The organism is Streptomyces sp. NPDC001750, from assembly GCF_042892615.1.
Lineage (GTDB): Bacteria > Actinomycetota > Actinomycetes > Streptomycetales > Streptomycetaceae > Streptomyces.
Genome location: NZ_JBIAUE010000026.1, coordinates 1 through 26,780 on the forward strand (window position 1 = coordinate 1; position 26,780 = coordinate 26,780).

Annotated in this window: 24 protein-coding genes and 1 riboswitch; of the genes, 15 read left to right on the plus strand and 9 right to left on the minus strand. The window is 72.0% G+C overall.

Translation table 11 applies throughout. From position 1 onward, the window contains the following. A partial coding sequence (locus tag ACFYY6_RS30445; protein ID WP_351523961.1) for a peptidase C14 occupies nt 1-1,625 on the plus strand: 1,625 nt, incomplete at its 5' end. Next, the gene (locus tag ACFYY6_RS30450; RefSeq protein ID WP_389196611.1) at nt 1,622-2,554 is read left to right on the plus strand and encodes a GNAT family N-acetyltransferase; all 933 of its coding nucleotides are present in this window, start codon (nt 1,622-1,624) and stop codon (nt 2,552-2,554) included. The genes ACFYY6_RS30445 and ACFYY6_RS30450, both read left to right, overlap by 4 nt. Before the next feature lie 54 nt (nt 2,555-2,608). Here ACFYY6_RS30450 and ACFYY6_RS30455 read toward each other — a convergent pair whose 3' ends face one another. Beyond that, nucleotides 2,609-3,157 carry a CGNR zinc finger domain-containing protein gene (locus tag ACFYY6_RS30455; protein ID WP_389196613.1) on the minus strand — a complete coding sequence of 183 codons (549 nt, stop codon included), beginning with the start codon at nt 3,155-3,157 and terminating at the stop codon, nt 2,609-2,611. Between ACFYY6_RS30455 and ACFYY6_RS30460 the strand changes: the two genes are divergently transcribed. Then, entirely contained in the window at nt 3,156-3,272 is a 117-nt protein-coding gene (locus ACFYY6_RS30460) for a hypothetical protein (RefSeq protein ID WP_351523955.1), read from the plus strand. The two genes, ACFYY6_RS30455 and ACFYY6_RS30460, sit on opposite strands and share 2 nt — an antisense overlap. A gap of 308 nt (nt 3,273-3,580) precedes the next feature. Here ACFYY6_RS30460 and ACFYY6_RS30465 read toward each other — a convergent pair whose 3' ends face one another. Continuing rightward, nucleotides 3,581-4,972, minus strand: coding sequence for a solute carrier family 23 protein (locus tag ACFYY6_RS30465; RefSeq protein ID WP_351632225.1), 1,392 nt, complete (start codon nt 4,970-4,972; stop codon nt 3,581-3,583). Between the two features lie 288 nt (nt 4,973-5,260). Next, nucleotides 5,261-6,538, minus strand: a complete 1,278-nt coding sequence (locus ACFYY6_RS30470; RefSeq protein ID WP_351523951.1) for an MFS transporter — start codon at nt 6,536-6,538, stop codon at nt 5,261-5,263. 144 nt (nt 6,539-6,682) lie between these two features. On the opposite strand from ACFYY6_RS30470, the gene ACFYY6_RS30475 reads away from it, so the two are divergent. Next, the gene (locus ACFYY6_RS30475) at nt 6,683-7,873 is read left to right on the plus strand and encodes an ROK family transcriptional regulator (RefSeq protein WP_351523949.1); all 1,191 of its coding nucleotides are present in this window, start codon (nt 6,683-6,685) and stop codon (nt 7,871-7,873) included. 126 nt (nt 7,874-7,999) lie between these two features. On the opposite strand, the gene ACFYY6_RS30480 is transcribed toward ACFYY6_RS30475, so the two are convergent. After that, nucleotides 8,000-10,339 (minus strand): chitinase C-terminal domain-containing protein, encoded by a 2,340-nt coding sequence (locus ACFYY6_RS30480; protein WP_389196616.1) that lies wholly within the window; start codon nt 10,337-10,339, stop codon nt 8,000-8,002. Nucleotides 10,340-10,594: 255 nt separating this feature from the next. After that, nucleotides 10,595-10,725, plus strand: a riboswitch (FMN riboswitch). Nucleotides 10,726-10,881: 156 nt separating this feature from the next. Between ACFYY6_RS30480 and ribD the strand changes: the two genes are divergently transcribed. The 10 genes from ribD (at nt 10,882) to ACFYY6_RS30530 (ending at nt 19,519) form a co-directional block, all read left to right on the plus strand. Further along, complete coding sequence (ribD, locus tag ACFYY6_RS30485; protein WP_351632235.1) at nt 10,882-11,982, plus strand: bifunctional diaminohydroxyphosphoribosylaminopyrimidine deaminase/5-amino-6-(5-phosphoribosylamino)uracil reductase RibD; 1,101 nt, start codon at nt 10,882-10,884, stop codon at nt 11,980-11,982. Then, nucleotides 11,983-12,600: a riboflavin synthase gene (locus ACFYY6_RS30490; RefSeq protein WP_351632238.1), complete on the plus strand. Its 618-nt coding sequence runs from the start codon at nt 11,983-11,985 to the stop codon at nt 12,598-12,600. Continuing rightward, entirely contained in the window at nt 12,597-13,241 is a 645-nt protein-coding gene (locus ACFYY6_RS30495) for a nicotinamide mononucleotide transporter family protein (protein ID WP_073790306.1), read from the plus strand. Before ACFYY6_RS30490 ends, ACFYY6_RS30495 begins: the two co-directional genes overlap by 4 nt. Further along, complete coding sequence (locus ACFYY6_RS30500; RefSeq protein ID WP_351523941.1) at nt 13,238-14,536, plus strand: bifunctional 3,4-dihydroxy-2-butanone-4-phosphate synthase/GTP cyclohydrolase II; 1,299 nt, start codon at nt 13,238-13,240, stop codon at nt 14,534-14,536. Before ACFYY6_RS30495 ends, ACFYY6_RS30500 begins: the two co-directional genes overlap by 4 nt. Nucleotides 14,537-14,594: 58 nt before the next feature. Then, nucleotides 14,595-15,080: a 6,7-dimethyl-8-ribityllumazine synthase gene (ribH, locus tag ACFYY6_RS30505; RefSeq protein WP_073790303.1), complete on the plus strand. Its 486-nt coding sequence runs from the start codon at nt 14,595-14,597 to the stop codon at nt 15,078-15,080. A 35-nt stretch (nt 15,081-15,115) separates the two neighbouring features. Continuing rightward, on the plus strand, nt 15,116-15,388 hold the full coding sequence (locus tag ACFYY6_RS30510; protein WP_018524273.1) for a phosphoribosyl-ATP diphosphatase: 273 nt from the start codon (nt 15,116-15,118) through the stop codon (nt 15,386-15,388). Nucleotides 15,389-15,476: 88 nt separating this feature from the next. Then, a complete protein-coding gene (gene hisG, locus ACFYY6_RS30515; protein WP_073790302.1) occupies nt 15,477-16,325 on the plus strand; it encodes an ATP phosphoribosyltransferase in 849 nt (282 codons plus the stop codon). Nucleotides 16,326-16,358: 33 nt separating this feature from the next. Further along, nucleotides 16,359-16,823: a PH domain-containing protein gene (locus ACFYY6_RS30520; RefSeq protein WP_351632245.1), complete on the plus strand. Its 465-nt coding sequence runs from the start codon at nt 16,359-16,361 to the stop codon at nt 16,821-16,823. Nucleotides 16,824-17,057: 234 nt separating this feature from the next. Next, nucleotides 17,058-18,425 (plus strand): hemolysin family protein, encoded by a 1,368-nt coding sequence (locus tag ACFYY6_RS30525; RefSeq protein ID WP_351523936.1) that lies wholly within the window; start codon nt 17,058-17,060, stop codon nt 18,423-18,425. Next, nucleotides 18,422-19,519 (plus strand): hemolysin family protein, encoded by a 1,098-nt coding sequence (locus ACFYY6_RS30530; RefSeq protein WP_351523934.1) that lies wholly within the window; start codon nt 18,422-18,424, stop codon nt 19,517-19,519. Before ACFYY6_RS30525 ends, ACFYY6_RS30530 begins: the two co-directional genes overlap by 4 nt. A 118-nt stretch (nt 19,520-19,637) precedes the next feature. Here ACFYY6_RS30530 and ACFYY6_RS30535 read toward each other — a convergent pair whose 3' ends face one another. Both ACFYY6_RS30535 and ACFYY6_RS30540 read right to left on the minus strand, forming a co-directional pair. Further along, entirely contained in the window at nt 19,638-21,548 is a 1,911-nt protein-coding gene (locus ACFYY6_RS30535; RefSeq protein ID WP_389196619.1) for an AAA family ATPase, read from the minus strand. Between the two features lie 395 nt (nt 21,549-21,943). Continuing rightward, nucleotides 21,944-22,537 (minus strand): hypothetical protein, encoded by a 594-nt coding sequence (locus ACFYY6_RS30540; protein ID WP_351523931.1) that lies wholly within the window; start codon nt 22,535-22,537, stop codon nt 21,944-21,946. Between the two features lie 206 nt (nt 22,538-22,743). Here ACFYY6_RS30540 and ACFYY6_RS30545 point away from each other — a divergent pair, with 206 nt between their 5' ends. Then, nucleotides 22,744-24,111: a peptidase C39 family protein gene (locus tag ACFYY6_RS30545; RefSeq protein WP_389196621.1), complete on the plus strand. Its 1,368-nt coding sequence runs from the start codon at nt 22,744-22,746 to the stop codon at nt 24,109-24,111. Here ACFYY6_RS30545 and ACFYY6_RS30550 read toward each other — a convergent pair. The 3 genes from ACFYY6_RS30550 to ACFYY6_RS30560 form a co-directional block, all read right to left on the minus strand. Beyond that, nucleotides 24,059-25,162: a tyrosine-type recombinase/integrase gene (locus ACFYY6_RS30550; RefSeq protein ID WP_389196623.1), complete on the minus strand. Its 1,104-nt coding sequence runs from the start codon at nt 25,160-25,162 to the stop codon at nt 24,059-24,061. The two genes, ACFYY6_RS30545 and ACFYY6_RS30550, sit on opposite strands and share 53 nt — an antisense overlap. 13 nt (nt 25,163-25,175) lie before the next feature. Continuing rightward, complete coding sequence (locus tag ACFYY6_RS30555) at nt 25,176-25,346, minus strand: hypothetical protein (protein WP_389196625.1); 171 nt, start codon at nt 25,344-25,346, stop codon at nt 25,176-25,178. 481 nt (nt 25,347-25,827) lie between these two features. Continuing rightward, nucleotides 25,828-26,769: an NAD-dependent epimerase/dehydratase family protein gene (locus tag ACFYY6_RS30560; RefSeq protein ID WP_389196627.1), complete on the minus strand. Its 942-nt coding sequence runs from the start codon at nt 26,767-26,769 to the stop codon at nt 25,828-25,830. Nucleotides 26,770-26,780 lie beyond the last annotated feature (11 nt).

A 26,780-nucleotide genomic window follows, 5' to 3' on the forward strand; every position in this document is an offset into this window, starting at 1 on the left:
ACCGCATACGCACCGAAGGCATCGAGAAGAACACCCACGACAACCCCTTCGGAGCCGTCCTCTCCTTCCGCGGCACCGTCACCGACACCACCGTCCGCCACGCGCTCTCCGGCACGGTCGTCGAACTCACCGACACCTTCCCGGTCCCCGACGCCAAGGCGTTCGAGGTCGGCCAGTGGTGGGCGGTCCAGGTCGCCCCGGTCGCGGGCGGCGGCCGTGACGAGCGCGAGCTGCAGAAGCTCGTGGAGATCACCGAGATCGTCGACGCGACGCACATCCGGATCGGCTACCTCAACGGCTGGGAGCTGGCGAAGGGCCGCGAACTCACCTGGACCCGGGTCGAGCCCGTGCGGAACGCACACGTCCGCAACATGGTCTTCGAGGGCGCCGGTTCCGACGAGTACACCGGTTCCCACCCCGTCAGCTTCGAGTACGCCGTCGGCTGCGACGTCTCCGGGATCCACGCCACCGGTACCTTCTGGCCGGTGATCATGCGGCGCTGGTGCACCCGGTTCCGTACCGAGAACTGCTCGCTGAAGAACCCGCCCACCGTCGAGTACGGCGGCGCGGGCTACCTCACCCAGCAGATCTACTGCCTCTACGGGCACGTCGCCGACTGCACGACCAGCAACGTGCGCCACCTCAACGACCTCACCGCGTCCGCGTACTGCGCGGTCGTCAACTGCCACGGCGACGGCGACGACGCGGGCGGCAACCCCTTCACCACCCACGGGCAGTACGAGCACGACCTGCTCTTCGACGGCAACTCGGGCCTGATGGACATCGCCAACTCCGGGGCGCAGTGGGGGATCTCCGCCAAGCGGATCACGGTGCGCCGGCACGTCTGCTCCTGGTTCACCGCCAACACCAAGATCACCGACCTGACCCTCGAGGACGTCACCGTGATCGCCCGCCCCACCTTCGATCAGGCGGGCACCCTCACCGTCAACGCCGACGGCGCGCAGGTCCGCGGCTGCACCGCCAGAACCTTCGCCGTCGCCCAGCGCTCCGCCCGCTCCACCCGGCCCACCACCGTCAGCGACTGCTCCTTCGAGCCGCCCGCGGGCGCCGTCCTCGTCCAGACCCCGGTCACCGCGCCCGTCCACTTCGTGCGCTGCGTCTTCAAGGGGGTCGACGGCGCGATCCTGCGCGGTGCCGGTCCCGTCCACTTCACCGACTGCATCGTCACCGGGGCCGAGGACGCAGCCCCGCTCTCGGTCGGCTCCGCCGCGCTGCACATCGACGGCGGCCGGTACGAGAACACCGGCTTCGAGCTCAGCGCCGTGCGCGACCAGCGGATCGGCGTCACCGGCGGCGCCCGGTTCACCGGAACCAACAAGGCGCGGGCACTGCTCGGCCGGGCGTCCGGACCGGGCACGGTGACCTGGGACCTCAACGGGTTCGCCGGCGCCGTCTCCCGAGCCGGCACCGCCCATGTGCGCATCGCCGACGGCGCCAACCACTACGCGGCGACCGGCGGCCGCTTCACCGGCGGCACCCTCCACCTCGCCCCGGAGGCCCTGCTCTCCGCCCTGCACACCGCCTGCGTGGAGGACGGCACGAAACGCACCGCGATGCCCGAGAACGGTGCCGCGACGCGCACGGACGGGAACGTGATCCTGTGACCGCCCACGTCCGCACCACGACCCCGGCCGACGAACCGGCGCTGGCCGCCCTGTGGGAGCGCTGCTTCGACGCCCCGCACCTTCCCCGCCTGCACGCCCTCGACCCCGACCGCCATCGGCACACCTTCGTCGCGCAGAACGACCCGGACGGCGGGATCGACGCCGTCGTGGTCTACGTGCCGAGGCGGATCCGCGATGTGCACGGAGTGCCGCGGCGGGTGGGCGGCATCGGCAGCGTCGCCACCCGCCCCGAGGCCCGCGGGCAGGGGCTGGTGCGGCGGCTGCTGGTGGCGGCGGAACGCGTCATGACGGCCGAGGGGTGCGACTGGTCCCTGCTGTTCACCGGGACGCCGGGCGTCTACCGGGGCTCCGGGTGGCGGGAGTTCGCCAGTACGTACACCGAGGGGACGCTCGCGCCCCCGCCGGATCCCGGGGCCTTCCGGATCCGCGCCGCCGCCGAACAGGACGCCCCCGCGGTGGCCGCCCTGCACGACGCGTACAACACGACCCGGCCGCTCAGCACGGTGCGGACCCCGCAGGACTGGGCGGTGCGGGTGCCCGCCTGGTACGGCCCGCTCGAAGGCTCGCTCGTGGCGGAGGACCCCGGATCGGGGCAGGTCGCCGGCTGGATCGTGGCCCGCCTGGAGACGGAACGCGTGGACGTCCACGAGTTCGCGGGCGCACCCGGGAGTCTGGGCGCGCTGCTCGCCGCCGTCGGCGAACGGGGCCGGGCCGCCGGGCTGGACCGGGCCCGGGTCCGGCTTCCCGACGGGCCGGTGCTCCGGGCGGCCCTGCCGGCCCTGCTGGCGGACGCCCGGACGGTGACGGAACACGTGGGCATGGCGCGCCCGCTGCACGCCACCGAGGAGTCGGTGCGGGCCACCGTCACCGCGCCGGGCGCGGTCCACTGGTTCGGCGACTGCTTCTGAGCACCGCCCGTGAACGACGGGCCCGCCCATCGGTCGTCGCTCACCGGCCGCGGCTCACCGCTCCCGCCGGCCGCAGTGCGCGGCGACGCGCACGCGGGTGCCGCAGCGCGATGAGCAGTAGCGCTGCGGCGAGCGGCGGCCGGTGTCGATGAAATAGCGTCGGCATCCGGGCGCCGCGCACCGCCCCCAGGCGCAGTACCCGCGTTCGCCGAGCCAGAGCGCGAGGGCGAGGGCGGTGGTGGACAGGAGCCAGTGGGCCGGGTCCGCGTCGTGCGGCGCCCGGGCGTGGAGCGACCAGGGGCGCCCGGGCAGGCGGACCAGACGGGGCCGGGCGGGGTGGCGGTCGAGCAGCGCGTTGATGGCCTCGGCCGCCTCGTCCACGTCGTCCAGGTCCAGGATCCGGATCAGCGACGCGGTGGCGTCGCGCGGCTCGCGGGCGGTGTCCTCGGTGAGCGCGAGGGGCGGTCCGCCGTGCCGCTCCAGTACGCCCCGCAGCGCGGCCGCGTCCGCCGGGGCGGGGATCCCGGTCGAGGCCCGCGCGCTGTGCGACGGCGCGCGACGCGAGGCCGTCCCGGGCGGGTGGGCGAGGATCGGCGGGGCCATGGGGCCGGACGACGCCCTCGTCGTACGCCCCGACGGGCATGTCGCCTGGCGCGCCTCCGGCTCCTCGCGCGGCGCCCTCGCCGAGGTCCTGCGCCGCGTCCTGTCCACCGCGTGAGAACCGCCCCTGGTCCGGCCGAAGCGGGCCGGAACAGGGGCGGTTTCGGACGGTGGCCGTCCCGAGGGGCACGGACCGGCGAGTGCCGTGCGGCAGCGCCACGGCCGGGCCGGTGGACGGCCGCGACCTGGTCTCCTGACTCGGGAGACCAGTGCCGCTCCCGGCAACGCTTGCCCCGTCGCACCGTCCGGCACGCACGCTCGCGGCCGCCTTGCGATCAATGGGGGTCTCCCCTGCTCGAACAAGGCTGAGAGCTTGGGGAAGCACCGGACGACGCGCCTTCCGGGCAGACCTTGCCGGTCAGGGCACTAGGACTTTTCCTTCGCGCCCGCTTCGTCGTACGCCGACGTGCCCGAGTCCAGGAGGGGTTCCTGTGTCTTGAGGTGGGCCGGGGCGAAGGCCCGCAGCACGTGGTAGCCGGTGATGACCACGATCGTGCCCAGGGCGATGCCGCTCAGCTCGAAGTTGTCGCTGATTTTCAGGCTGACCCCGCCGACGCCGATGATGATGCCTGCCGCGGCCGGGACCAGGTTCAGCGGATTGCGCAGATCGACCTTGGCGTGCAGCCAGATCTGGGCGCCGAGCAGGCCGATCATGCCGTACAGGATGACGGTGATCCCGCCGAGCACACCGCCGGGGATGGCGGCGACGACCGCGCCGAACTTGGGGCAGAGGCCGAACAGCAGGGCGAAGCAAGCGGCCGCCCAGTACGCGGCGGTCGAGTAGACCCGGGTCGCCGCCATGACGCCGATGTTCTCCGAGTACGTGGTGTTCGGCGGGCCGCCCACCGCCGTCGACAGCATCGACGCGGCGCCGTCGGCTGCGATCGCGGTGCCCAGCTTGTCGTCGAGCGAGGACCCCGTCATCTCGCCGACGGCCTTCACGTGGCCGGCGTTCTCGGCGATGAGCGCGATGACCACCGGCAGGGCGACCAGTATCGCCGACCACTCGAAGCTCGGAGCATGGATGGACGGGAGGCCGATCCAGTCGGCCTTGGAGACGCCCGACAGGTCGAGCCGCCAGTGGTCGACGGCCTCGGCGCCGCCCACCGGGGAGTGGATCTTGCCGAAGACCCGGTCGAGGCCCCAGGACAGCACGTACCCGAAGACCAGGCCCAGGAAGATCGCGATCCGGGACAGGAAGCCGCGCAGACACACCACGGCCAGCCCGGTGAACAGCATCACCAGCAGCGCCGTCCACTGGTCCTGGGGCCAGTACGTCGACGCGGTCACCGGCGCCAGGTTGAAGCCGATGAGCATGACCACGGCGCCGGTGACCACCGGCGGCATCGCCGCGTGGATGATCCGCGCGCCGAACCGCTGCACCGCGAGGCCCACGAGGAAGAGGACCACGCCGACCACGAAGACCGCGCCGGTGACCACGGCGCTGCTGCCGCCGCTCGCGCGGATCGTCGCCGCGACCCCGACGAAGGAGAGCGAACAGCCGAGGTAGCTGGGCACCCGGCCGCGCGTGGCCAGCAGGAAGATGGCGGTCGCGACACCCGACATCATGATCGCCAGGTTCGGGTCGAGACCCATGAGCACCGGGGCGACGAAGGACGCGCCGAACATGGCGACCACGTGCTGGGCGCCGAGCCCGAACGTACGGGGCCAGGAGAGCCGTTCGTCCGGCCGGACCACGGCCCCCGGCGCGGGCGTTCTCCCGTCGCCGTGCAAGGTCCAGCGCACGCCGAGGCTCATGGGTCGCTCCCTGTGTGTAGGTGCGGAGCCCAGTACCTCGCCCGGCATGGCGCACATCCGCAGAATCGAAACAGCGCCATGGTAATGCCGGATCACGGCGGTTCGTTTCCGGGGCGTACCGCTGTGACCTGCGCCTCGGCCCGTGGACGCATCCGGGCGGGCCCGTCCGCCGGCCGTACCGGGCGCCGCCGCCACCGGGCCCCGCCGTCGAACCGCCGCGAGGTCCCGTCGCGTCGGAGCGCCGTCGCCCGGACGGGGCCGGGCCGTGCGGCGTCCGGGGCGGACCGCTCACGGGCGTGGTTCGGCCGCCGCCGTCTCCGTAGCCTCGGCGCCGCCGGCCCGAACCGTCCCGCGGTCGCCCGCCCGCAGCACCCCGGCCCCCACCACCAGACCGAACGCCAGCACCGTGACCAGGCCGAACGACACGACCAGCGAGGTCGCCTCGGCCAGCGAGCCGATCGCGGACGGCGCGATCAGCCCCGAGGTGTACGTGATGGTGGCCACGCCCGCGATCGCCTGGCTCGGGTTCGGGCCGCTGCGCCCGGCCGCCGCGAACGCCAGCGGGACCACGACCGCTACCCCGAGACCGAGCAGCCCGAAGCCGCACATGGCCGCCGCCGCACTCGGCGACGTGACCACGAGCACCCCGCCGACCGTGGCGAGGGCGCCGCTCACCCGGACGGTCCGGACCGCTCCGAAACGGTCGACGACCTTGTCGCCGGCGATCCGGGCGACCGCCATGGTGAGCGCGAACGCCGTGGTGGACGCGGCGGCGAGCCCGGCGGAGGTGTCCATGACGTCCCGCAGGTACACCGCCGACCAGTCCAGGCTGGCCCCCTCCGCGAACACCGCGCAGAACCCCACCGCCCCGATGATCAGCGCGGACTTCGGCGGCAGCGTGAAGCGCGGCGGCGGCTCCTCGTCCGGCGCGCTGCGCAGGTCCAGCACCCCCTGGCAGGCGAACAGCCCGAGCACGGTGAGGACGAGCGCGGCGACGGCGTGGTGCAGCCGGGCGTCGGTGCCCAGATGCGCGGCCACGGTGCCCGCCGCCGAACCGGTCAGGGCCCCCACGCTCCACAGCCCGTGCAGCCCGGACATGATCGACTTGCCGAGCCGGTTCTCCACCTCGACCCCGAGGGCGTTCATCGCCACGTCCGACATGCCGGCCGAGGCCCCGTACACCAGGAGCGCCGCGCACAGCGTCAGCAGGCCGGGGGCCAGCGACGGCAGGATCAGCGCCAGCGTCCACAGGGCCAGGAGTCCGCGCAGCGCGGCCCTGGCGCCGAACCGATGGCTGATCGCGCTCGCCAGCGGCATCGCGAGCGAGGCGCCGATCGCCGGGAAGGCGAGAGCGAGACCGAGCTGTCCGGCGCTGACCCCGGCGTGCTCCTGGATCCACGGGACCCGGGTGGCGAAGCTGCCGGTCACCGCGCCGTGCACGGCGAAGACGGCGGCGACGGCGATCCTGGCCCGCCTCACCCGCTCCGTACCGGAGGCCGTCCCCGTCGGACCGGCCGCGCCCGAGGACCCGGCCGCCCCGGCCGTTCCTGTGGAATCCGTCGTCATACCGTCGTGCCCTCCCTCGGCCGCCCCGCCGCCGGTGACCCCGGCGGTCGTCTCCGCGGCGCGGGCCGTAAACTATCAGGAACCCTGCCTGATAAATAGTCCACCCGCCCGTCCCGCGGGATGGTGATCTGGAAGGATCCCGGCATGGCCGCATCACCGAGCACCGCGCGGGCCATCAACGACCGGCTCGCCCTGCGGCTGCTCCAGCAGGACGGCCCGCTGACGGCCGCGCAGTTGAAGAACCTGACCGGGCTCTCCCGCCCCACCGTCGCCGACCTCGTCGAGCGGCTCCAGGACGCCGGGCTCATCCGGGTCGTCGGTGAGGCGGGGGCCCGGCGCCGGGGCCCCAACGCCCGGCTGTACGGGATCGCCGCCGACCGTGCCCACCTCGCCGCGCTCGACGTGCGCACCGGCAGCGTCGCCGTGGTCGTCGCCGACCTCGTCGGCACCACGCTCGCCGAGGCGACGCTGCCCATCGACGGCGACACCGGCACCGAGACGGCCGCCGAACAGGCCGCCGCACTGCTGGAGCGCACCGTGCGCGAGGCGGGCACCGCCCCGCTGCACAGCGTCGGCGTCGGTGCCCCCGGCCTGATCGACCCGGTCACCGGCGAACTGCGCGACACCAGCGGGCTGCCCGCCTGGCACCGCCGGCTGGTGCGGGTGCTCCAGCAGCGGCTGCCCGCGACCGTCCTGGTGGAGAACGAGACCAATCTGGCCGGCGTCGCCGAACACCGCGCGGGCGCCGCCCGGGAGCGCGACACCTTCGTCCTGTTCTGGCTCGGGCACGGCGTGGGCGCCGCCGTCGTGCTGGACGGGAAGCTCCGGCGCGGGGCCTCCGGCGGCGCGGGCGAGATCGGCTTCCTGCCGGTGCCCGGCACGGTCGGTGTCCCGTCGGCCGTCAGCTGCGACGGCGGCTTCCACTCGCTGGTGGGTTCCGCCCCGGTCTGTGAACTGGCCGCCGCCCACGGCATCGTGGTGCCCCCGGACGCCAGGGAGGGGGACAAGGAACCCGGCGCCGCGTTCGCGGTCCGGGCGGCACTGGCGGGAGAGGGCGGGAGCGAGGCGTTCCTGGACGCCCTCGCCGAACGGCTCGCGCTCGGCGCCGCCTCGGTCGCCTCGGTGCTCGATCCGGGGTGCGTGGTGCTCGCCGGGGAGGTCGGCCACGCGGGCGGCGAGGCGCTGGCGGCGCGGGTCGAGGAGCGGCTGGCCGCCATGTCCCCGCTGCGGACCGAGGTCAGGGCCGGGCGACTGGGCGGGGCCGCGGTGCTGCGCGGGGCGCTGCTCGCCGCCCGGGACGCGGCGCAGGACGACCTGTTCGGCCCGGCGCGCTGAACGGGGCGCCGGGCCGGGGCCGAGGGCCGGACCGCAGGCCGCCCCTCTCGGGGCGGGTACCCGGGAGCCCGGCGGTGACCAGGGGCGACCGGTCACCGCCGGGCGGTCAGCGGGAGGACGGGCGCGTCAGCAGGTGCCGAGGTCCTGCCAGACGCCCCAGTCACCGGTGGATCCGGGAGTCTCGCCCTTCGTCCACCACTTGGCCTTCCACTGGTGCGAGCCGTGGCTGACCGTCGTACCGGCGCCGTACTCGGAGGCCGCGCTCCAGGTGGGCGCGGTGCAGCTGCCGCCGCCGGGGCCCGGGGTCGGGGTGGTCGACGGGTCGGGCGTGGGCGTGGTGCCCGTGCCCGGCTCGACCACGGTGGTGCCGCGCGCCAGGTCGGCGGCGAGGGCGTACGACTTCCCGCCGAAGGTCACCGTCCAGTTCGACGGCGTCGAGGTGGGCTGGTAGTAGACGAAGTCCAGCTGCACCGAGGCGCCGGAAGCCAGGCTCTGCCACGCCGGCAGCTTCAGCGAGACGCGGTTGTAGTCGCCCTTCAGCCCGCCGATGTTGTTCGCGGCCGTGTGGTCGCTGCGCACGATCGTGGTGCCGAAGCCCGACTGGTCCTTGGCGTTGGCGGGGGCCGAGGTCGCGTAGTCGAACTGGAACTCGGTGCCGCCGGGCAGGGTGGCCTTCGTGTTGTTGGTGATCGTCAGCTTGGGGCTGATCGGGTAGTTGGAGTCGCCGAGCGGGAACTGCCCGAAGGACACGTCGATGTCGAGCGCATCGGTGGGCAGGTCGATGGTGGACCGCTTCGCGCCGTACGGTGCGGCCGACTTGAACGCCTCGTACATCGTCGAGGTGAGCGTCGAGCCCGGCTCGTACTGCCCCTCGGCCGCGTTCCAGCCGTAGTCGCCGGCGAGCTCCCAGATCATGGTGCCGCCGATGCCCTTGTCGACCACGTACTTCGCCTTCTCGGCCACCGACTGCTCGTCCTCGGTGGAGAGGAAGACCTTCTTCTGCGCGTTCCACAGCCAGGGCGCGACCAGCGTCGCGTCGTACTTGCGGGCGTAGGTGCCGGTCAGCCGGGTGTCGGCGGGGAAGCCGTAGTCGGTGACGTAGTCGCCGACGATGCCCTTCTCCAGGTTCTTCGCGTGCCACATGGGGTTGGATCCGGCGGGCGACTCCTTGCCCGCGGCGTCCAGGTCGTGCCAGAGGTTGTCGATGCCGACGGCGCCGTCACCGCACTTGGTCAGCCCCGCACCGGCCGGACAGCCGGTGGCGGGAGCCCTGCCCCACAGCCCGTCCGTGCCGCCCTGCACGTTCTTGAAGCCGCGGGTGTAGTACGGCAGTCCGATGTTGATCCGGCCGGACGGCATCGAACCGTGGAAGTAGTGGTACGCCCAGTCGGTGTTGAGATAGCCGATCCCGCCGTACTGGGAGGTCGAGTAGACGCTTGCCTGGGCGAGTTCGGCGTCCTTGCCGTCGTCGTACAGGGCGGCGTTGGGGCCCACGTACTCGTTCCACGCGCCGTGCAGGTCGTACGACATGATGTTGACGTAGTCCAGGTACTTCTGGACCTGGAAGGTCTCCATGCCGCGCAGCAGATAGCCGGACGAGGGCGCGGCCACGCTGAGCAGGTAGTGGGTGCCGTCGGCGGCGGACGCGCGGTCCAGCTTCTTGCGCAGCGTCTTCATCAGGGCCGCGTAGCCCTTGACCAGGCCGCCCCGGCGCGCGTTGGACAGCGTCCGGTCCAGCGGGTTGCCCGCGTCCTTCATGGTCGTCGGGTACTCGTAGTCGATGTCGACGCCGTTGAAGCCGTACTTCCTGACGAAGGCGACGGCGGAGTCGGCGAAGGTGTCGATGCCCGCCTGGTTGACCGAGCCGTCGGCGTTGGTGGCCATCGAGTAGAAGCCGCCGGAGTCCACCCGCGCGCCGTCGGCGCCGAAGTAGCCGCCGGTCTCTGCCCAACCGCCCACCGACACCATGGTCTTCACGTTCGGGTGCTTCTTCTTGAACTTGTTCAGCAGGTTGAAGTGGCCCTTGTACGGGAGGTCCGGGTCCATCTCCGCGCCCGCGACGCCCGGCCACGTCATGCCGGTGGAGGCGTTGTCCGGCCCGTCCGCGCCGACGGACAGCTTGTTGGCGCCGTCGACATGGGCGAAGGCGTAGTTCAGATGGGTGACCTTGTCCCAGGGGATGTCGGAGGCGAGGTAGGCGGGCTTGCCGTCCTTCCCCGTCCGCCAGCCGGTGAAGTAGCCGATGACGCGCCGCTGGTGGTCGGCGCCCATCTTTTCGCGGCCCTCGGTGTCGTAGACGGAGCAGTAGGGGACGGCGACGCCCGGGGTCTCGTAGAGCCCGTCGGGGCGACAGGACTCCTGGTCGGCGGCGGCCGAGGGAGCGGCGCCGAGCGAACCCAGCAGCAGACCGGCGACGGCGGCGCCGGTCGCGAGCAGGGTGGCTCTCGCGCGGGTGGGGGACAGCACGTTCGTTCCTCCTGGGGAGGTTCGGCGGAACACAACTGGCAAGGGGGTGGGTCGTGTTGATGCCCCGGGCGTGCGCACACCGCGGGACGGCTCCTCGGAGGTGACGCAGAGATTAAAAGGACTAGACCATTCCGTCAATAGGTCTGGACCTTTGAGCTCCCGGGGTGCGCGGCCCCCGCGGTCCTGTGAGCCACTCCACAGCACTCACCCGCATGGCCGACATCCCGGCGTGGCACACTGAGCCTGTACCAGTAGCAGCGCACTCCGGGGTCGGTGCAATTCCGAACCGGCGGTTACAGTCCGCGACCCGTCCGCAGCCAGCGGCCGGTTGACCAGGTGAAATTCCTGGACCGACGGTTAAAGTCCGGATGGGAGGCAGTGCGCGGCGGGCCGTATCACGGGTACGCCGCCGTCGGCGGACGGTCCTCGGGCAACCGAGCCGTCCGTGTTCTCGGCATTCGGCGTCCCGCTTTCGCGTTCCCGCTTCTTCTGTCGTCGTCGACAGGCCCCGGAGTCCGTGCCCGAAGAGGCAGGAGGACCCGGTGGACACCGCAGCCGACACCACCGCCATGCGCCGCGCGATCTCGCTCGCGGCCCGCGGTCTCGGCTCCACCAGCCCCAACCCCGTGGTCGGCTGCGTCGTCCTCGACGCCGAGGGCCGCCCGGCCGGTGAGGGATACCACCGGCGCGCCGGCGGACCACATGCCGAGATCCACGCCCTGCGCGCCGCGGGCGACCGGGCCCGGGGCGGCACCGCCTACGTCACCCTCGAACCCTGCAACCACACCGGCCGAACCGGCCCCTGCGCCCGGGCGCTCGTCGAGGCCGGGATCGGCCGTGTCGTCTACGCGGTCGCCGACCCGACCCCGCAGGCCACCGGCGGCGCCGACACGCTGCGCGCGGCCGGGGTCACGGTCGGGCGGGGACTGCTCGCGGCCGAGGCCGAGGCGGGCAACGCGGCCTGGCTGACCTCGGTGCGCCTCGGCCGCCCGTACGTCCTGTGGAAGTACGCGGCGACCCTCGACGGCCGGATCGCCGCCGCCGACGGCACGAGCCGGTGGATCACCTCGCCCGAGTCCCGCGCCGACGTCCACCGGCTGCGCGCCGAGGCCGACGCGGTCGTGGTCGGCTCCGGCACCGCCCGCACCGACGACCCCCATCTCGCGGTGCGGGGCGTCGAGGGAGCCGTACAGCCCCTGCGGGTGGTCGTGGACACCGGCGCCACCGCCGTGCGCCCCGGCGCCCGCGTCCTCGACGACGCCGCGCCCACCCTCGTCGCCGTCGCCGAGGACGCCGACGCCCGCCACCTCCCCGAGGAGGCCGTGCTGCGGCTGCCGCGTGCCGCCACCGGCCCCGGCCTCGCCGTCCCCGCCCTGCTCGACGCCCTGCATGCGCGAGGCGTCCGCTCCGTGCTCCTCGAAGGCGGTCCGGCCCTGGCCGGGGCCTTCGTCGCCGCGGGAACCGTCGACAAGGTCGTCGGCTATCTCGCCCCCGTGCTCCTCGGCGCCGGCCCCGCGGCCCTCGCCGACGCCGGAATCCCCACCATCTCGGAGGCGTTGCGCCTCGATGTGACCGAGGCCGTCCGCATCGGTCCCGATCTGCGCGTCACCGCCGTCCCCGCAACCGCCCGGAAGGAAGACTGAATGTTCACCGGAATCGTCGAAGAACTGGGTGAGGTCACCGCCGTCGAGAAGCTCGGCGACGCCTCCCGCTTCCGACTGCGCGGTCCGCTGGTCACCGAGGGCGCCAAGCACGGCGACTCCATCGCCGTCAACGGCGTCTGCCTCACCGTCGTCGACCTCGGCGACGGCGAGTTCACCGCCGATGTGATGGCCGAGACCCTGAACCGGTCCGGTCTCGGCGCCCTGGAGGCGGGCTCCCGGGTCAACCTGGAACGCCCCATGGCGGTCGGCGGCAGGCTCGGCGGCCACATCGTCCAGGGCCACGTCGACGGCACCGGTCGCATCGTCGAGCGAACGGAGTCCGAGCACTGGGAGATCGTGAAGATCTCCCTGCCCGCCCACCTGACGCGCTACGTGGTGGAGAAGGGGTCGATCACCGTCGACGGCGTCAGCCTGACCGTCGTCGACGCCGGCCCCGACTACTTCACCATCAGCCTCATCCCCACCACCCTCGCCCTGACCACGCTCGGCATCAAGGAGCCCGGCGACCCGGTCAACCTGGAGGTGGACGTCATCGCGAAGTACGTCGAGCGGCTGCTCGCCGCCACCGCGTCCGACCCCGAGGAGCCGGCGAAGTGACCGCGCTGAACTGGCTGAACTCGGAGGCGTTCACCGCCTTCGGGCAGCACATCATCTGGTCCGACATGATCGGCAACACGGTCGGACTGCTCGCGCTGGCCCTGGGCTGGCTCCGGTCCGTCTGGACCTGGCCCGCCCAGCTCCTGTCCGGTGTCGTGCTGGTGGCCGCCAACGTCTCCGTGCACCAGGCCGGCAGCGTCGGCAAGCAGGTCGTCGTCATCGCCGTGGCGGTCTGGGGCTGGCAGCAGTGGAACCGCGGCAGGCGGCAGGCGCAGGACGGCTCGATCGCCGTCCGGTTCGCCACCTGGCGCGAGCGCGGTCTGCTGCTGGGCGGGGCGGCACTCGGCACGCTCGTGGTCGGCGGCCTGTTCACCGCCTTCCCCTCGCTGTCCTGGAGCCCCTGGGCGGACGCGTACATCTTCGCCGGCACGCTCGCGGCGATGTTCGCCCAGGCCCGGGGCATGGTCGAGTTCTGGTTCGCCTGGCTCCTCGTCGACCTGGTCGGCGTCCCGCTGAACTTCCACAGCGGCCTCGCCTTCTCCGGCCTCATCTACGTCGTGTACGGCGCCCTGGTCCTGTGGGGCATGCGCGACTGGTGGCTGCGTTCCCGTACCCCCGCCCTGGAAGGAGCGACGGCATGACCGCCCAGCCCGCCTGGCTGCACCGGGAGGACGAGAGCGTGGCCGAGGACCTCGCGCTCGACCCCGTCGAGCAGGCCATCCGCGACATCGCCGCGGGACGGCCCGTCGTGGTCGTCGACGACGAGGACCGCGAGAACGAGGGCGACCTCGTCGTCGCCGCCGAGAAGGCCACCCCCGAGATCGTCGCGTTCATGATGAGCGAGTGCCGCGGCCTGATCTGCGCCCCCATGGAGCACGCCGAACTGGAACGGCTCGCCCTGCCGCAGATGGTCGACCACAACACCGAGTCGATGCGCACCGCGTTCACCGTCTCCGTCGACGCCTCGGCCGCCCACGGCGTGACCACCGGCATCTCCGCCGCCGACCGGGCCACCACGCTGCGCATGCTCGCCTCCGGCGAGGCGGGCCCCGGCGACTTCGTCCGGCCCGGCCACGTCTTCCCGCTGCGCGCCCGCTCCGGCGGCGTCCTGGTCCGCAACGGCCACACCGAGGCCGCCGTCGACCTCGCCCGGCTCGCCGGACTGCGCCCCGCCGGGGCCATCGTCGAGATCGCCGCCGAGGACGGCACGATGCTGCGCCTGCCGCAGCTGGTCCCGTTCGCCCGCAAGCACGGCCTGACGATCATCTCCATCGAGGACCTGATCGCCTATCGCCGCACCTCCGAGCCGACCGTGCGCCGCGAGGCCGAGGTACGGCTGCCGACCGGCTTCGGCCCGTTCACCGCCTACGGATACCGCTCCACGACCGACGGCGTCGAGCACGTCGCCCTCGTCCATGGCGACCTGGGGAACGGCGACGACGTCCTCGTCCGCGTCCACTCCGAGTGCCTGACCGGCGACATCTTCCAGTCGCAGCGCTGCGACTGCGGACCCCAGCTGCACGCCTCCATGCGCCGCATCACCGAGGAGGGCCGCGGCGTCGTCGTCTACCTCCGCGGCCACGAGGGCCGGGGCATCGGTCTGCTCTCCAAGCTGCGCGCCTACGAACTCCAGGAACGCGGCATCGACACCCTCGACGCCAACCTGGAACTCGGCCTGCCCGCCGACGCCCGCGACTACGCCGCCGGAGCCCAGATCCTCAAGGACCTCGGCGTCCGCAGTCTGCGGCTGATGACCAACAACCCCGACAAGACGGCCGCGATCCTGCGGCACGGCCTGGCCGTCACCGGCCGCGAGCCGATGCCCGTCAAGGCCGGTGAGCACAACCTGCGCTATCTGCGCACCAAGCGCGACCGCATGGGGCACGACCTGCCCTGGCTCGACGCCGCCACGGCGTCGACCTGCGCCAACCAGTGACCGGAACGATTTGCACCACCGGAACGACCAGCACACCGAACGACCGGCAGGAGAGAACATGAGCGGCAAGGGCGCACCCGAACTGACCGTACGCAACTGCGGTGACCTGCGTGTGGCGGTCGTCGCCGCGCAGTGGCACGAGAAGGTCATGGACGGACTCGTCGACGGTGCCCTGCGCGCCCTGCACGAGCTGGGCATCGACGAACCGACCCTGCTCCGGGTCCCCGGCAGCTTCGAGCTCCCCGTGGTCGCCAAGGTCCTCGCCGGACGCGGCTACGACGCGGTCGTCGCCCTGGGTGTGATCATCCGCGGCGGGACCCCCCACTTCGAATACGTGTCCCAGGGCGTCACCCACGGCCTCACCCAGGTGGCCGTCGACACCGGCGTCCCGGTCGGCTTCGGCGTGCTCACCTGCGACACCGAGGAACAGGCGCTCGACCGGGCCGGACTGGAGGGCTCCAACGAGGACAAGGGGCACGAAGCGGTCACCGCGGCCGTCGCCACCGCCACCACGCTGCGCACCGTCAGCGAGCCCTGGCGCTGATCGAGGGGGCCGGACCCCGTAGGCTTAGGACCATCATGGCGAACAAAACCTTTGAAGAGCTCTTCGCCGAGCTCCAGCTCAAGGCCGCCAACGGCGACCCCTCCACCTCCCGCACCGCCGAGCTGGTGGACAAGGGCGTCCATGCCATCGGCAAGAAGGTCGTCGAGGAGGCCGCCGAGGTCTGGATGGCCGCCGAGCACGAGAGCAAGGACGCCGCCGCCGAGGAGATCTCCCAGCTCCTGTACCACGTGCAGGTGATGATGGTCGCCCGCGGGATCTCCCTCGACGACGTATACGCCCACCTCTGAGCAGGAGCGGGGCGCCGCCCCGCACCCCCGCGTCCCGCACATTCGCATACTCCGGACAAGACCCCTCCTCGCAAAGGAACCAGACCTCATGCTGCGCATCGCCGTCCCCAACAAGGGATCACTCTCCGGGCCTGCGATGGCGATGCTCCATGAGGCCGGCTACCAGCAGCGCAAGGAGTCCAAGGAACTCGTCCTCGTCGACCCCGAGAACCAGGTCGAGTTCTTCTACCTGCGGCCCCGAGACATCGCGATCTATGTCAGCTCCGGCCGTCTCGACATCGGCATCACCGGCCGCGACCTGCTGCTGGACTCGGGCGCCGACGCCGAGGAGATCCTCCAGCTCGGCTTCGCCCGCTCCACCTTCCGCTACGCCACCAAGCCCGGCATCGCCGAGGGCCCGCAGGACTTCGACGGCAAGACGGTCGCCACCTCCTACGAGGGCATCGTCGCCAAGCACCTCGCCGACATCGGCGTCAACGCCTCCGTCGTCCACCTCGACGGCGCGGTCGAGACCGCCATCGAGCTCGGAGTCGCCCAGGTCATCGCCGACGTCGTGGAGACCGGCACCAGCCTGCGCAACGCCGGACTCGAGGTGATCGGCGAGCCGATCATGACGTCGGAGGCCGTCGTCATCCGCCGCACCGGAGCCCCGGCCGACGACCCCAAGGTCCAGCAGTTCCTCCGCCGCCTCCAGGGCGTCCTGGTCGCCCGCAGCTACGTGATGATGGACTACGACTGCCGCGTCGAGCACCTGGAGCGCGCGGTCGCCCTCACCCCGGGCCTGGAGTCGCCGACCATCTCCCCGCTCCACCACGAGGGCTGGGTCGCCGTCCGCTCCATGGTCGCCGCCCGCGAGGCGCAGCGGATCATGGACGACCTGTACGCCCTCGGCGCCCGTGCCATCCTCACCACCGCCATCCACGCCTGCCGCCTCTGACGGCCGGGCCACCTCCCGGAGACGCAGAACACCATGTCCGCCCCCGTGTCCGAACTCCCCGCACTTCCGGTCACCTTCCGGCCGACCCGCACCCGGGTGGTCCTGCTGACCGTGGGGGCGGCGATGTTCGTCGTCATCACCGTCGTCGCCCTGACCCTCGAACAGCTGAGCCCGGGGGAGCGGTCCAGCTTCGTCTTCACCGCGCTGCTGTTCTTCGGCGTGCTCGCACTCCTCAGCCGCCCGAAGGTCGTCGCGGACACGAGCGGCGTGACCGTGGTCAACCTCACCCGGACGCGTCGGCTGTCCTGGCCGGAGATCCTCCGCGTCAACCTCCGCCCCGGGGACCCCTGGGTCTTCCTGGACCTGAGCGACGGGACCAGCATGCCCGCGCTCGGCATCCAGCCGGGGATCGGCCGGCAGCGGGCCATCCGGGACGCCCGCGCGCTCCGCGCCCTCGCCGAACGCCACGGCACCGGTACCGGCGCGGACGACGGCTGATCCCTCCCGGCAGGGCCGTTCCCGATGACGACCCGGGGGCCGATCGGGAGCGGGGCTCGCGATCGGCCCCCGGGTCGTTACTCTGGAGAACGGCGGCGCCCCGGTGCGCCCCGCCCCGCACGAACGGTCCCCGAGACCGGCGGGGCTTTTCCTGCGACCCGAGGAGTGACTCCTTCCAGCAATGGACGGATCGTCCGGTAGTACCTGCGCCGCCCCCTCCCAGGAGGCGGCGGCATGACCATCCCCCTGCTGCTTCTGAGCGCGGCATTCCTTCTCATCCTCGCCAACGGCTTCTTCGTGGCGGCCGAATTCGGGCTCGTCACGGTGGAGCGGCCGGACGCCGAGCGCGCCGCGGCCGAGGGCGACCGACGGGCCCGCACCGTCGTCCGGGCCCTGCGCGAACTCTCCTTCCAGCTCTCCGGCACCCAGCTCGGCATCACCATCACCTCACTGGTCGTGGGCATGCTCGCCGAACCGGCCCTCGCCCAGCTGCTGGACGGCCCCCTCACCGCGATGGGCCTCCCCGAGGGAGCCGTGTCCGGCATCGGCGTGGTGACCGGGATGCTGCTCGCCTCCGCCGTCCAGATGGTGATCGGCGAACTCGTGCCCAAGAACTGGGCGGTCTCCCGGCCGCTCCAGGTCGCCCGGTTCGTCGCCGGCCCCCAGCACCGCTTCTCCGCCGCGTTCCGGCCGGTGATCAGTCTGCTGAACACGGTCGCCAACCGGCTGGTACGCCTCCTGGGCGTCGAACCCACCGACGAACTGGCCTCCGCCCGCACCCCCGGCGAACTGGTCTCCCTGGCCCGTCACTCCGCCGAGGCCGGCACCCTCGAACAGGACACCGCCGACCTCTTCGTACGGACCCTTTCGCTCGCCGGACTCACCGCGCAGCACGTCATGACCCCGCGGGTCAGGGTCAGCGCCCTCCAGACGTCGGCGACCGCCCAGGACGTCCTCAACCTGACCCGGGCCACCGGCCTGTCCCGCTTCCCGGTCTACCGGGAGCGCATCGACGAGGTCGTCGGCATGGTCCACCTCAAGGACGCCCTCGCCGTTCCCGCCCAGGAGCGGCTGCGCACCCCGGCCGGCCGGATCGCCGTCCCGCCGCTGCTGGTCCCCGAGACCCTGCCCGTCGAGCAGCTGCTCCAGCGGCTCCGCAAGGAGCAGCCGATAGCCGTCGTGGTCGACGAGTACGGCGGCACCGCCGGGGTGGTCACCCTGGAGGACATCATCGAGGAGCTCGTCGGCGAGGTCAGGGACGAGCACGACGCCGAGGGCGCCGACCGGCCCGAGCTGGCCGCCGCCGCGCCCGAGGACGGCCGCCCCGCCTGGGACGCCGAGGGCAGTTGCCGGGTCCTGACCCTGCGCCGGATAGGTCTCGACGTGCCCGACGGCCCGTACGAGACCGTCGCCGGACTCGTCGCCGACCTGCTGGGACGCATCCCGGCCCCCGGCGACCGCGCCGAACTGCCCGGCTGGCGGATCTCCGTCCGCCAGGTCGGCCACTACCGGGCCGAGAAGGTCCGCTTCGTGCGCCTGGCGGATCCCGTCGGTTCCGACGGCGCCCCGGTGGACCGACCGGTCCTGGAGGCCGCGCGATGAGCCTGGTCCACCTGCTGTTCGCCGGTCTCCTCGTGCTGGCGAACGGCTTCTTCGTCGGCGCCGAGTTCGCCCTCGTCTCCGTACGGCGCAGCCAGATCGAACCCCTCGCCGCGGCCGGTTCGGGCCGCGCCCGCCAGGTGCTGTACGGCCTGGAGAACCTGCCCCAGATGATGGCCGCCGCCCAGTTCGGCATCACCGTCTGCTCGCTGACCCTCGGCGCCGTCGCCGAACCGACCGTCGCCCGTCTGCTGGAGCCGGTCTTCGAAGCGGTCCGGCTGCCCGAGGGACTCGTCCACCCGCTCGGCTACGTCCTGGCCCTCGCCTCCGTGGTCTTCCTCCACCTCGTCATCGGCGAGATGGTCCCGAAGAACCTCGCCATGGCGGCACCGGAGAAGACCGCGCTGTGGTTCAGCCCCGGTCTCGTGGGCTTCGCCCGCCTCTGCCGCCCGGTCACCTCGGCGCTGGGCGCCTGCTCCCGGCTGGTGCTGAGGATCTTCGGCGTCGAACCGAAGGACGAGGTCGAGGCGGTCTTCACCAGCGAACAGCTCAACCGGCTGGTCGAGGACTCCGGTCAGGCCGGTCTCCTGGAGCCCGAGGCACAGGAGCGGCTGGGGGACGCACTGGAGCTCGGCAGCAGGCCCGTCACCGACGTGCTGCTGAAGCGGGCGTCCCTGGTCACGGTGGACCCGTCCGTCACCCCGCGCCGGATCGAGGAGCTGACCGTGCGGACCGGCTTCTCCCGCTTCCCCGTGTGCGCGGAGGGCGGCGGCGCGTTCATGGGCTATCTGCACGTCAAGGACGTGCTGGACCTGGAGGACGTCGACCGGGCCGTCCCCCAGCACATCTGGCGCCCGATGGCGACCGTACGGGCCGAGCTGCCCCTCGACGACGCCCTGACCGTGATGCGGCGCGCCGCGACGCATCTGGCCCAGGTCGCCGACGCCTCCGGTCGGGTCCTCGGCCTCGTCGCCATGGAGGACGTGCTGGAGATGCTGGTCGGTGAGGTGCGCGACCCGGCCCACCGGATCTCGGTGCCGCGCCGGGCGGCGGAGACCACGACCGGCTACGGCGAACTCACCGCGTCGGTCCGCTGACCGGACCCCGCCCGCGCATGCCGGAGGGGCCGGTCGTCCCGGCCTCTCCGGCCCGCGGGGCCTCTCCGGCTTCTCCGGCCTTCCGGAGACCGGTGCCCGGCTCGTCGGCCGGGCGTCCTCATGGCGTCGGCGGCTCCTGCGGCCCCCGCTCGACCGGCCCCCGGCCGGACAGCACCTCGCCGTACGCCTGCATCAGATCGGGCAGCCGCAGCGTCGCCAGATCGTCCCGGCCCGGCGCCGTCGGGTATGCGGAGAGCCGCAGATCGCGGTAGGCGCAGCTCTTCTCGTACAGGGTGCGCAGGAACCGCCCGTTGCCCAGTTCGTCGATCCAGCCCTGACCCACCACGTGCGTACTGATCGAGCGCAGCTCCTCCAGCGCCTCCTCGTCCCACACGTCGCCGTTCTCCGCGGCCAGCACCTCACCGATCGAGGTGAGCTCGCCGGGCCGGTAGCTGGGGAAGTCCACCCGGGTGGTGAAGCGCGAGGAGAGCCCCGGATTGGCGGCCAGCAGACGGTCCATGCCCTCCGGGTAGCCCGCGAGGATGACGACGAGATGGTCCCGGTTGTCCTCGGCCCGCTTCAGGAGGACCTGGAGGGCCTCGTCGCCGTAGGCGTCCCCCTTGCTGTAGCCGGTGTTCGAGAGGCTGTACGCCTCGTCGACGAAGAGCACCCCGCCCAGGGCCGAGTCGATCAGCTCGTTCGCCTTGACCGCTGTCTGTCCGAGGAACTCGCCGACCAGGTCCGCCCGTTGGGCCTCGACCAGATGGTCGCCGCCGAGCAGACCGAGCGCGTAGAAGACCCGGCCCAGGATGCGGGCCACCGTGGTCTTGCCGGTGCCGGACGGGCCCGAGAAGACGAAATGGCGCTTCGGCGGCTGCACCGGCAGCCCCTGGCCCGCCCGCAGTCGCGCCATGTTCAGCTGCGCGGACAACGCCTTCACCTGGCGTTTGACGGGGTCCAGGCCGACCATCCGCTCCAGCTGGGCCAGCGCCTCGACGAGCAGCACCGGGTCGCTGGGACCGGCCGGGAACGGGGACGGCGGCGATCCGGACACCGGGGCCCGGTGCCGCACCCCGTCGGACGGCGGGGGCACCCGGAGACCGCCGGGCCCGGGGACGTCGTCGCCCGGCCGCGGCTCCCGGCCGTCCACCAGGCCGCTGCCGGGTACCGCGTCCGGGTCCGGCTGGGGGTCGGCCGCGGTGTCCGTGCCCGGTCCGGCCAGGGACACCGCGGTGATGCCGGCCGCCTCGTCCGGGCCGTCGAGACCGTCGTAGTCCGCGATGGCGGCGAGCCGGGCCGAGGTGTCCATGAACGCCGGGTCGATCCGGTGCACCGCCCGGTACAGGGGCAGGGCGGCGGCGCTGCGGCCCGTTCCCTCGTGCGCCCGGGCCAGCCAGTAGCGCAGCTCCTTGCGCTGCGGCTGCTCGCTGCGGCAGCGCATCAGCGCGGTGGCGAGCAACGGCTCGGCCTGCCCGTACATCTCCAGCCGCACCCGCGCCATCCCGCCGAACAGCCCCGCCTCGATGCCGAGCACCGGGTCGTCGATCAGCTGTTCGGTGTGGCGCACGAGTTGGTCCCAGTCCTTGACCAGGTACGCGCGGCAGGCATGCAGGAAGCGCACCTGCGGGTCCGCGTCCACCGGCGGCAGGTCGGCCAGGGCACGGTCCAGTTCGGCGACGTGCCGCCCGTCCAGCCAGTGCGAGGCGTGCGCGAGGAGCAGGTCGCGCGGGCTCTCCAGCACCGGCTGCACCCACCAGCCCAGCCAGTACCACGAATTGAGGGTGCGCCGATGGCGGGTGCGCTGCTCGCCGAAGCGTTCGCGGTGCCGGTGCATGCGCAGCAGCGCCGTCGTGGTGTCGACCCTCAGCGCGTGGAGTCCCAGCCAGCCGTCCGCCATGCCGGGGTCGCTGCGCACCGCCGCTCTGAACTCCTCCTCGGCCTGGGGGTAGGCGCCCATCGTGTAGGCGTCCACGCCGCGCAGCCAAGCCAGGTCGGCGGGGGTCTGTGCGCCCTGTGTGCCGATGTCCATCTGGTCCCCCACAAACCGTGCCCCCAGGATGTCCCGCCGCACGACCCGCCCGCCGAGGCGCGCCGAACCGCTGTGCCGAGAGCGGGAATTGACCGCACCGAGAGGCATCGTACCTGCGCGGGGAGTACTCGAATAAGGGCGCCGCGGGCAGAAGGGAGGCCGTGACCGAGGGTGAACGGAGGGCGCGGGGGGCGTGGGGGAGAGGGCGCGCGCGAGCAGAACGAAGCCCCCGATCACGGGGGAACAACCGGGGGCTTCGTGTCTGTGAGGGCTTCGAAAAGCCGCACATTGAGAACGTAAGACCTGTACCGCCCTCCGGTCAAGCCGAGTTGGGGTCATCCGGGCCGATTTCTCAGCAGTTGATACGGGGGCGCGCCCCGCTCACCGTCCGTGACTCAGTGGTTCGCCCCCGCCGCCGGGCGAGGGCCCTCCACCCACGCGTAGCCCACCGGCAACTGCCGTATCAGCGTGTCCGCGTGGGGGCGCGAGGGATCGGCCGAGAAGTGCCCCTCCTCGGCGGCCGTCCACCCGTCCCAGAAGGCGGACAGCGCGGGCCCGTCCCGGCGCCGGCCCCGCGCCCAGGACTCCGCGGCGGGCAGGTCCATCCACAGCAACCGTGCCAGGTGCGGGCGCAGCGCGCGGCGCCCCGCGCCGACGCCCTCGATCAGGACCACCGGCGCGGGGTCGAGGGCGCGCGGCGCCCCGAACGTCCGGGCGGTCCAGTCGTACGGCGCGTAATGGGCGCGCTCCCCGCGCGACAGCGGCTCGATCACCTGGTCCCGCAGCCTGTCCGTCCAGGTGAAGAAGGACGTGTGGGTGGCCAGGTCGTCCAGGCGCAGCACCGGGGCGTCTCCGAGCGCCGCGGCCAGACGGGTCGCGAAGGTGCTCTTCCCCGATCCCGCGTGACCGTCCACGGAGACCAGTCGCACCGGTCCGCAGGACGGTGCCAGGGCGCGCAGCCGCGCAGCGGGGGCCGAGAGGTCGTTCACGGGTTCCAGCCTACGGGCCGGTCCGGGGCGTTCGCCGGGTGCGTCCCGGTCCGACGCAGGTCATGCCAGTGGTTCAGACCAATATTGGTGGCTCGGCGGGGTGTCGTAACGCTGGCCGGATCCGGCCGCGAACCGCGATAGTTGGCGCACTGTCGCACACCCGTAACCGCATTCCGCCCACGAGTTCATGACCGGGGGTCTCGCCCATGAACAGACCGACCTCGCGCAGGACCGTGCTGACCGCCGCGCTCGCGGTGGCCGCCGCCGGTACGGTGCCCTCCGCCGCCTCGGCGCACGCCGCCACCGCTTCGTCCACCGTTCCCTCGACCCCCTCGGCAGCCGCTTCTTCCGTGGACAACCAGTCCTGGCACACGTACACCGACTGGCGCGGCGGCTTTTGCGCCGGTACCCGGGCCGTCGCGGGCCGCCGCCCCGGTCTGGTGATCGGCCGCCCCGAGGGGCGCACCGACTACACCGACCCGCACACCGGGCGGACCTCCACCTGGGAGTACGCGACCTGGACCTCGCCGCTCCACCGGTCGGCCGTCCCGGCGACCGAGGTGATCGCCTCCTGGAACGCGCACACTCCCGAGGGCACCTGGATCCAGGTCGAGCTCCAGGGCCGCTACTCGGACGGCACCTGGACGCCGTGGTACGTGATGGGTCGCTGGGCCTCCGGCGACGGCGACATCCGCAGGACCTCCGTCGACGACCAGGGCGACGGCAGGAGTTCCGTCTGGACCGACACCTTCTCGGTGGACGAGCCGGCGAGCGGGCTGCGGCTGGCCGCCCACCGCATGCGGCTGACCCTCCACCGCACTCCGGGCACCCGCGGAACGCCCACCGTGTGGCGGCTCGGCACCATGGCGTCCGACGTCCCGGACCGCTTCACCGTGCCCGCCAGCGTTCCCGGTCTCGTCGGGGAACTGCCGGTGCCGCGCTACTCGCAGAACATCCACGCGGGGCAGTACCCGGAGTACGACAACGGGGGCGAGGCGTGGTGCAGCCCCACGTCCTCGCAGATGATCATCGAGTACTGGGGCCGCCGCCCCACCTCCGAGGACCTCGCCTGGGTCGAGCCCGGTCTGGCCGACCCACAGGTCTGCCACGCCGCCCGGTTCACGTACGACTACCAGTACGAGGGCTGCGGCAACTGGCCGTTCAACGCCGCCTACGCCGCGACCTACGACGACATGGGCGCCGCGGTGACCAGGCTCGGTTCGCTCACGGACGTGGAGGACCTGATCCGGGTGGGCATCCCGGTCATCACGTCGCAGTCCTTCATCAAGGAGGAACTGACCGGCGCCGGATACGGGACGTCCGGCCACCTGATGACCGTGATCGGGTTCACCGCGGACGGTGACGTGATCGCCAACGACCCGGCCTCACCGGACAACGAGGCCGTCCGCCGGGTCTACCGGCGCCGAGAATGGGAGAACATCTGGCTGCGCACCAAGCGCTACGACGCGAACGGCAAGGTCAGGGGTGGTTCGGGCGGGGTCTGCTACATCTACTGGCCGGTCAAGTCAGCACCAAGTCAGCACCGCGCACTGCGGTCGCTCGGCCTGGTGTGAGCATGTGCGGCCCGACGGTCGTCTCGACGACCTGACGGCAGCGCTCCTGCCCGTCCTGCGTGAGGTGGCCGTACCGGTCCACCGTGACCTTGATCGAACGATGTCCGAGCCAGCGAGACACCTCGTGAATGGACACTCCGTTCGTCAGGGCCACGGTGGTCCATTTGTGACGCAAGTCGTGCGGGTTGTATGCGGGCAGATCGAGCCGCCTGATGGCACGGTCCCACGACTTGCGCAGAAGATCGGGATACGGCATTCCGCCGCTCGCATTGCGGATCGGAAGCCGGTCGATGAATGGCTCAAGGGAAGAAGGCACGGGTATGTCCCGCCACTCGCCCTCTTTCCGATGCTTCAGCGGGGCGTATTTCGGCGTGTACTTTCCGGAGGCGCCCTTGTAACGAATCACCTGCCGCCGGATTCGCAGAGTGCCGTCGCGCATGTCCTCCGGGAAGACTCCCAGAGATTCCCCTATACGAAGTCCGCAACACGTCATGAGCCATATCGCCGGAGACAGTCGAGGCCCGATCGCCTTGGCGATGGCGGTTATCTCGTCAAAGCTGGGAAGCTTCCTGTCGTCGACAGGAATGACAGGGTTCTCCAGCTTCTCGGCCTGCGTCATGGGATTCACGGGAATCCGCCTGTGGCGCACAGCGTGGGAGAACAGCGCCGAGAGGGCTATGTGCCGGGACTCGATGGTGTTGAGGGCCGCCCCATCCCGGCGCCAACGTGCGTACAGGCCCTCGATGTCCGCCGCGGTGACCTGCGAGATCATCTTGCTCCCCAGGTGAGGGACCACGTGGAGGCGGACGATGCGCTCATACGACTCGAGGGTGCCGGCGGAAGCGGTCTTCTTTGCGAGCCAGTCGTCCGCGTACCGGCGGAGCGACACCTTGCCGGCGTCGGGGTCGACGTAGATGTTCTCGCGCTTGTCGCCTTCCACCTTGGTGGCGAAGTCGACCGCGTCCTTCTTCCGGGAGAACGACTTCTCCCGCTGACGCCCGGTGCGTCCGCCCGGCTCCCTGTAGCGGACGGTCCAACGCTTGCCGGACACGGCAGAGCCGTTGTCAATTATTTGAGCCAACCTGTTCACCCATCTCTGCTCCCATGGCCGTTGGCCATGTGTTTTCGGTGTGGGTGGTGTTGTAGTCGATGTTTCCGGCCGCGCCAAATTCCTGGGCACGGGAAGATTTGACGACCCGTGTCGCCTTGGGATGTAAAGCCACAATGGTGCCCATGCGGGCACACCGTCGCTGCTCGAAGACTGTTCAGGCAAGGTTCGCCAGGTCGAGAGCGAGCTGCACTTTCTACGTGCGGCCTGATCCGCATCCACCAGGTCGCCGGCTGCTTCGGGAACCCATGACAGTCCGGGGGAGGTGGGAGCTCGACATCCAGTCCGAGGGGTACGAGACGAAACCGGATGTCGACGTCACGCGGCTACGCGAGCAGGACCTGGCGACCGCCGGCTTCGACCAGGCCGGCCTGAGCCTGGGACCGGCTGGGCCAGGCTCAGACAGCGACATGCCGCCTTCGCCATCAAGACTGGAGGAGTGCCGCCGCGAAGGGCCTGGACGTTGGAGAACGTACAGGAGCTGCATGACGCCATCGCCGGCGTCGTCCAGCTTCGCCTTTGACTTCTGTATGTCTCCGAGCGAACGTGAAGCCCCGGGCCGCACCCGGGGCTTCACGTTCGCTCGCACGCTACGAATCAGCCCACGGCTATGACGCGGTAGGCCGCCGACGCAACCACTCGACTGTGGCCGGTATCCCTTCCTGAAGCGTCGCAGAGGCGACTTCCGGGAAGAGAGTTCGCAGCCGCTGGCTGTCGGCCTGCGAGTGGGGGACATCGCCGACACGGACCGGCACGCGTTCCCGGCACGCGGGGAGCCCTGTCGCCGCCTCGATCTCCTGGACCAGGTCCAGAAGCGAGGTACGGCTACCGAAGGCCAGATTCACTGGGCGGGGGTCCACGACCCGGCGGAGGAGGGCGTCGGTGAGGACGTTGCAGACCGTGCCCACGTACGTGAAGTCGCGTGTCTGGGTGCCGTCGCCGTGGATGGTCACCGGCTGGCCGGTGAGGGTGGCGCTGATCCACTTTGGGATGACGGCGGCGTAGGCGTGGTCGGCGCGCTGGCCGGGGCCGTAGACGTTGAAGAAGCGGAAGGGGAGGACCGGCAGGTCGAAGCTGTGGTGGTAGGCGCCCAGGTACGCCTCCGTCGTGAGCTTGGTGACCGCGTACGGGCTCATGGGGGCGGAGACGAGGTTCTCGTGCTTCGGCAGCTGGGGGTTGGCGCCGTAGACGGAGGACGAGGACGCGGCGATCACGTGCGGGCCGCCGGCGCGGCGGGCGGCTTCCAGAACCTGGAGCGTGCCGGTCGCGTTGGCGTGATGGCTGGCCAGGGGGTCACGCAGGGAGCGTGGCACAGAGGGGAGGGCGGCCAGGTGGACGACGGCGTCGGCACCGCGGAACGCTTGGTCGAGGAGCGCGGCGTTCTGGACGTCTCCTTCGAAGAAGTCCACATCGAGGCCGGCGAGGTTCGCCTTGTCCCCGGTGGAGAGGTTGTCGACGACCCGGAGCTGGGTGACCTGAGGCAGCTCGGTCAGAGCACGGGCAAGGTTGCCGCCGATGAATCCGGCGCCGCCAGTGATCACTATCTTCACGTTGCTTCCCT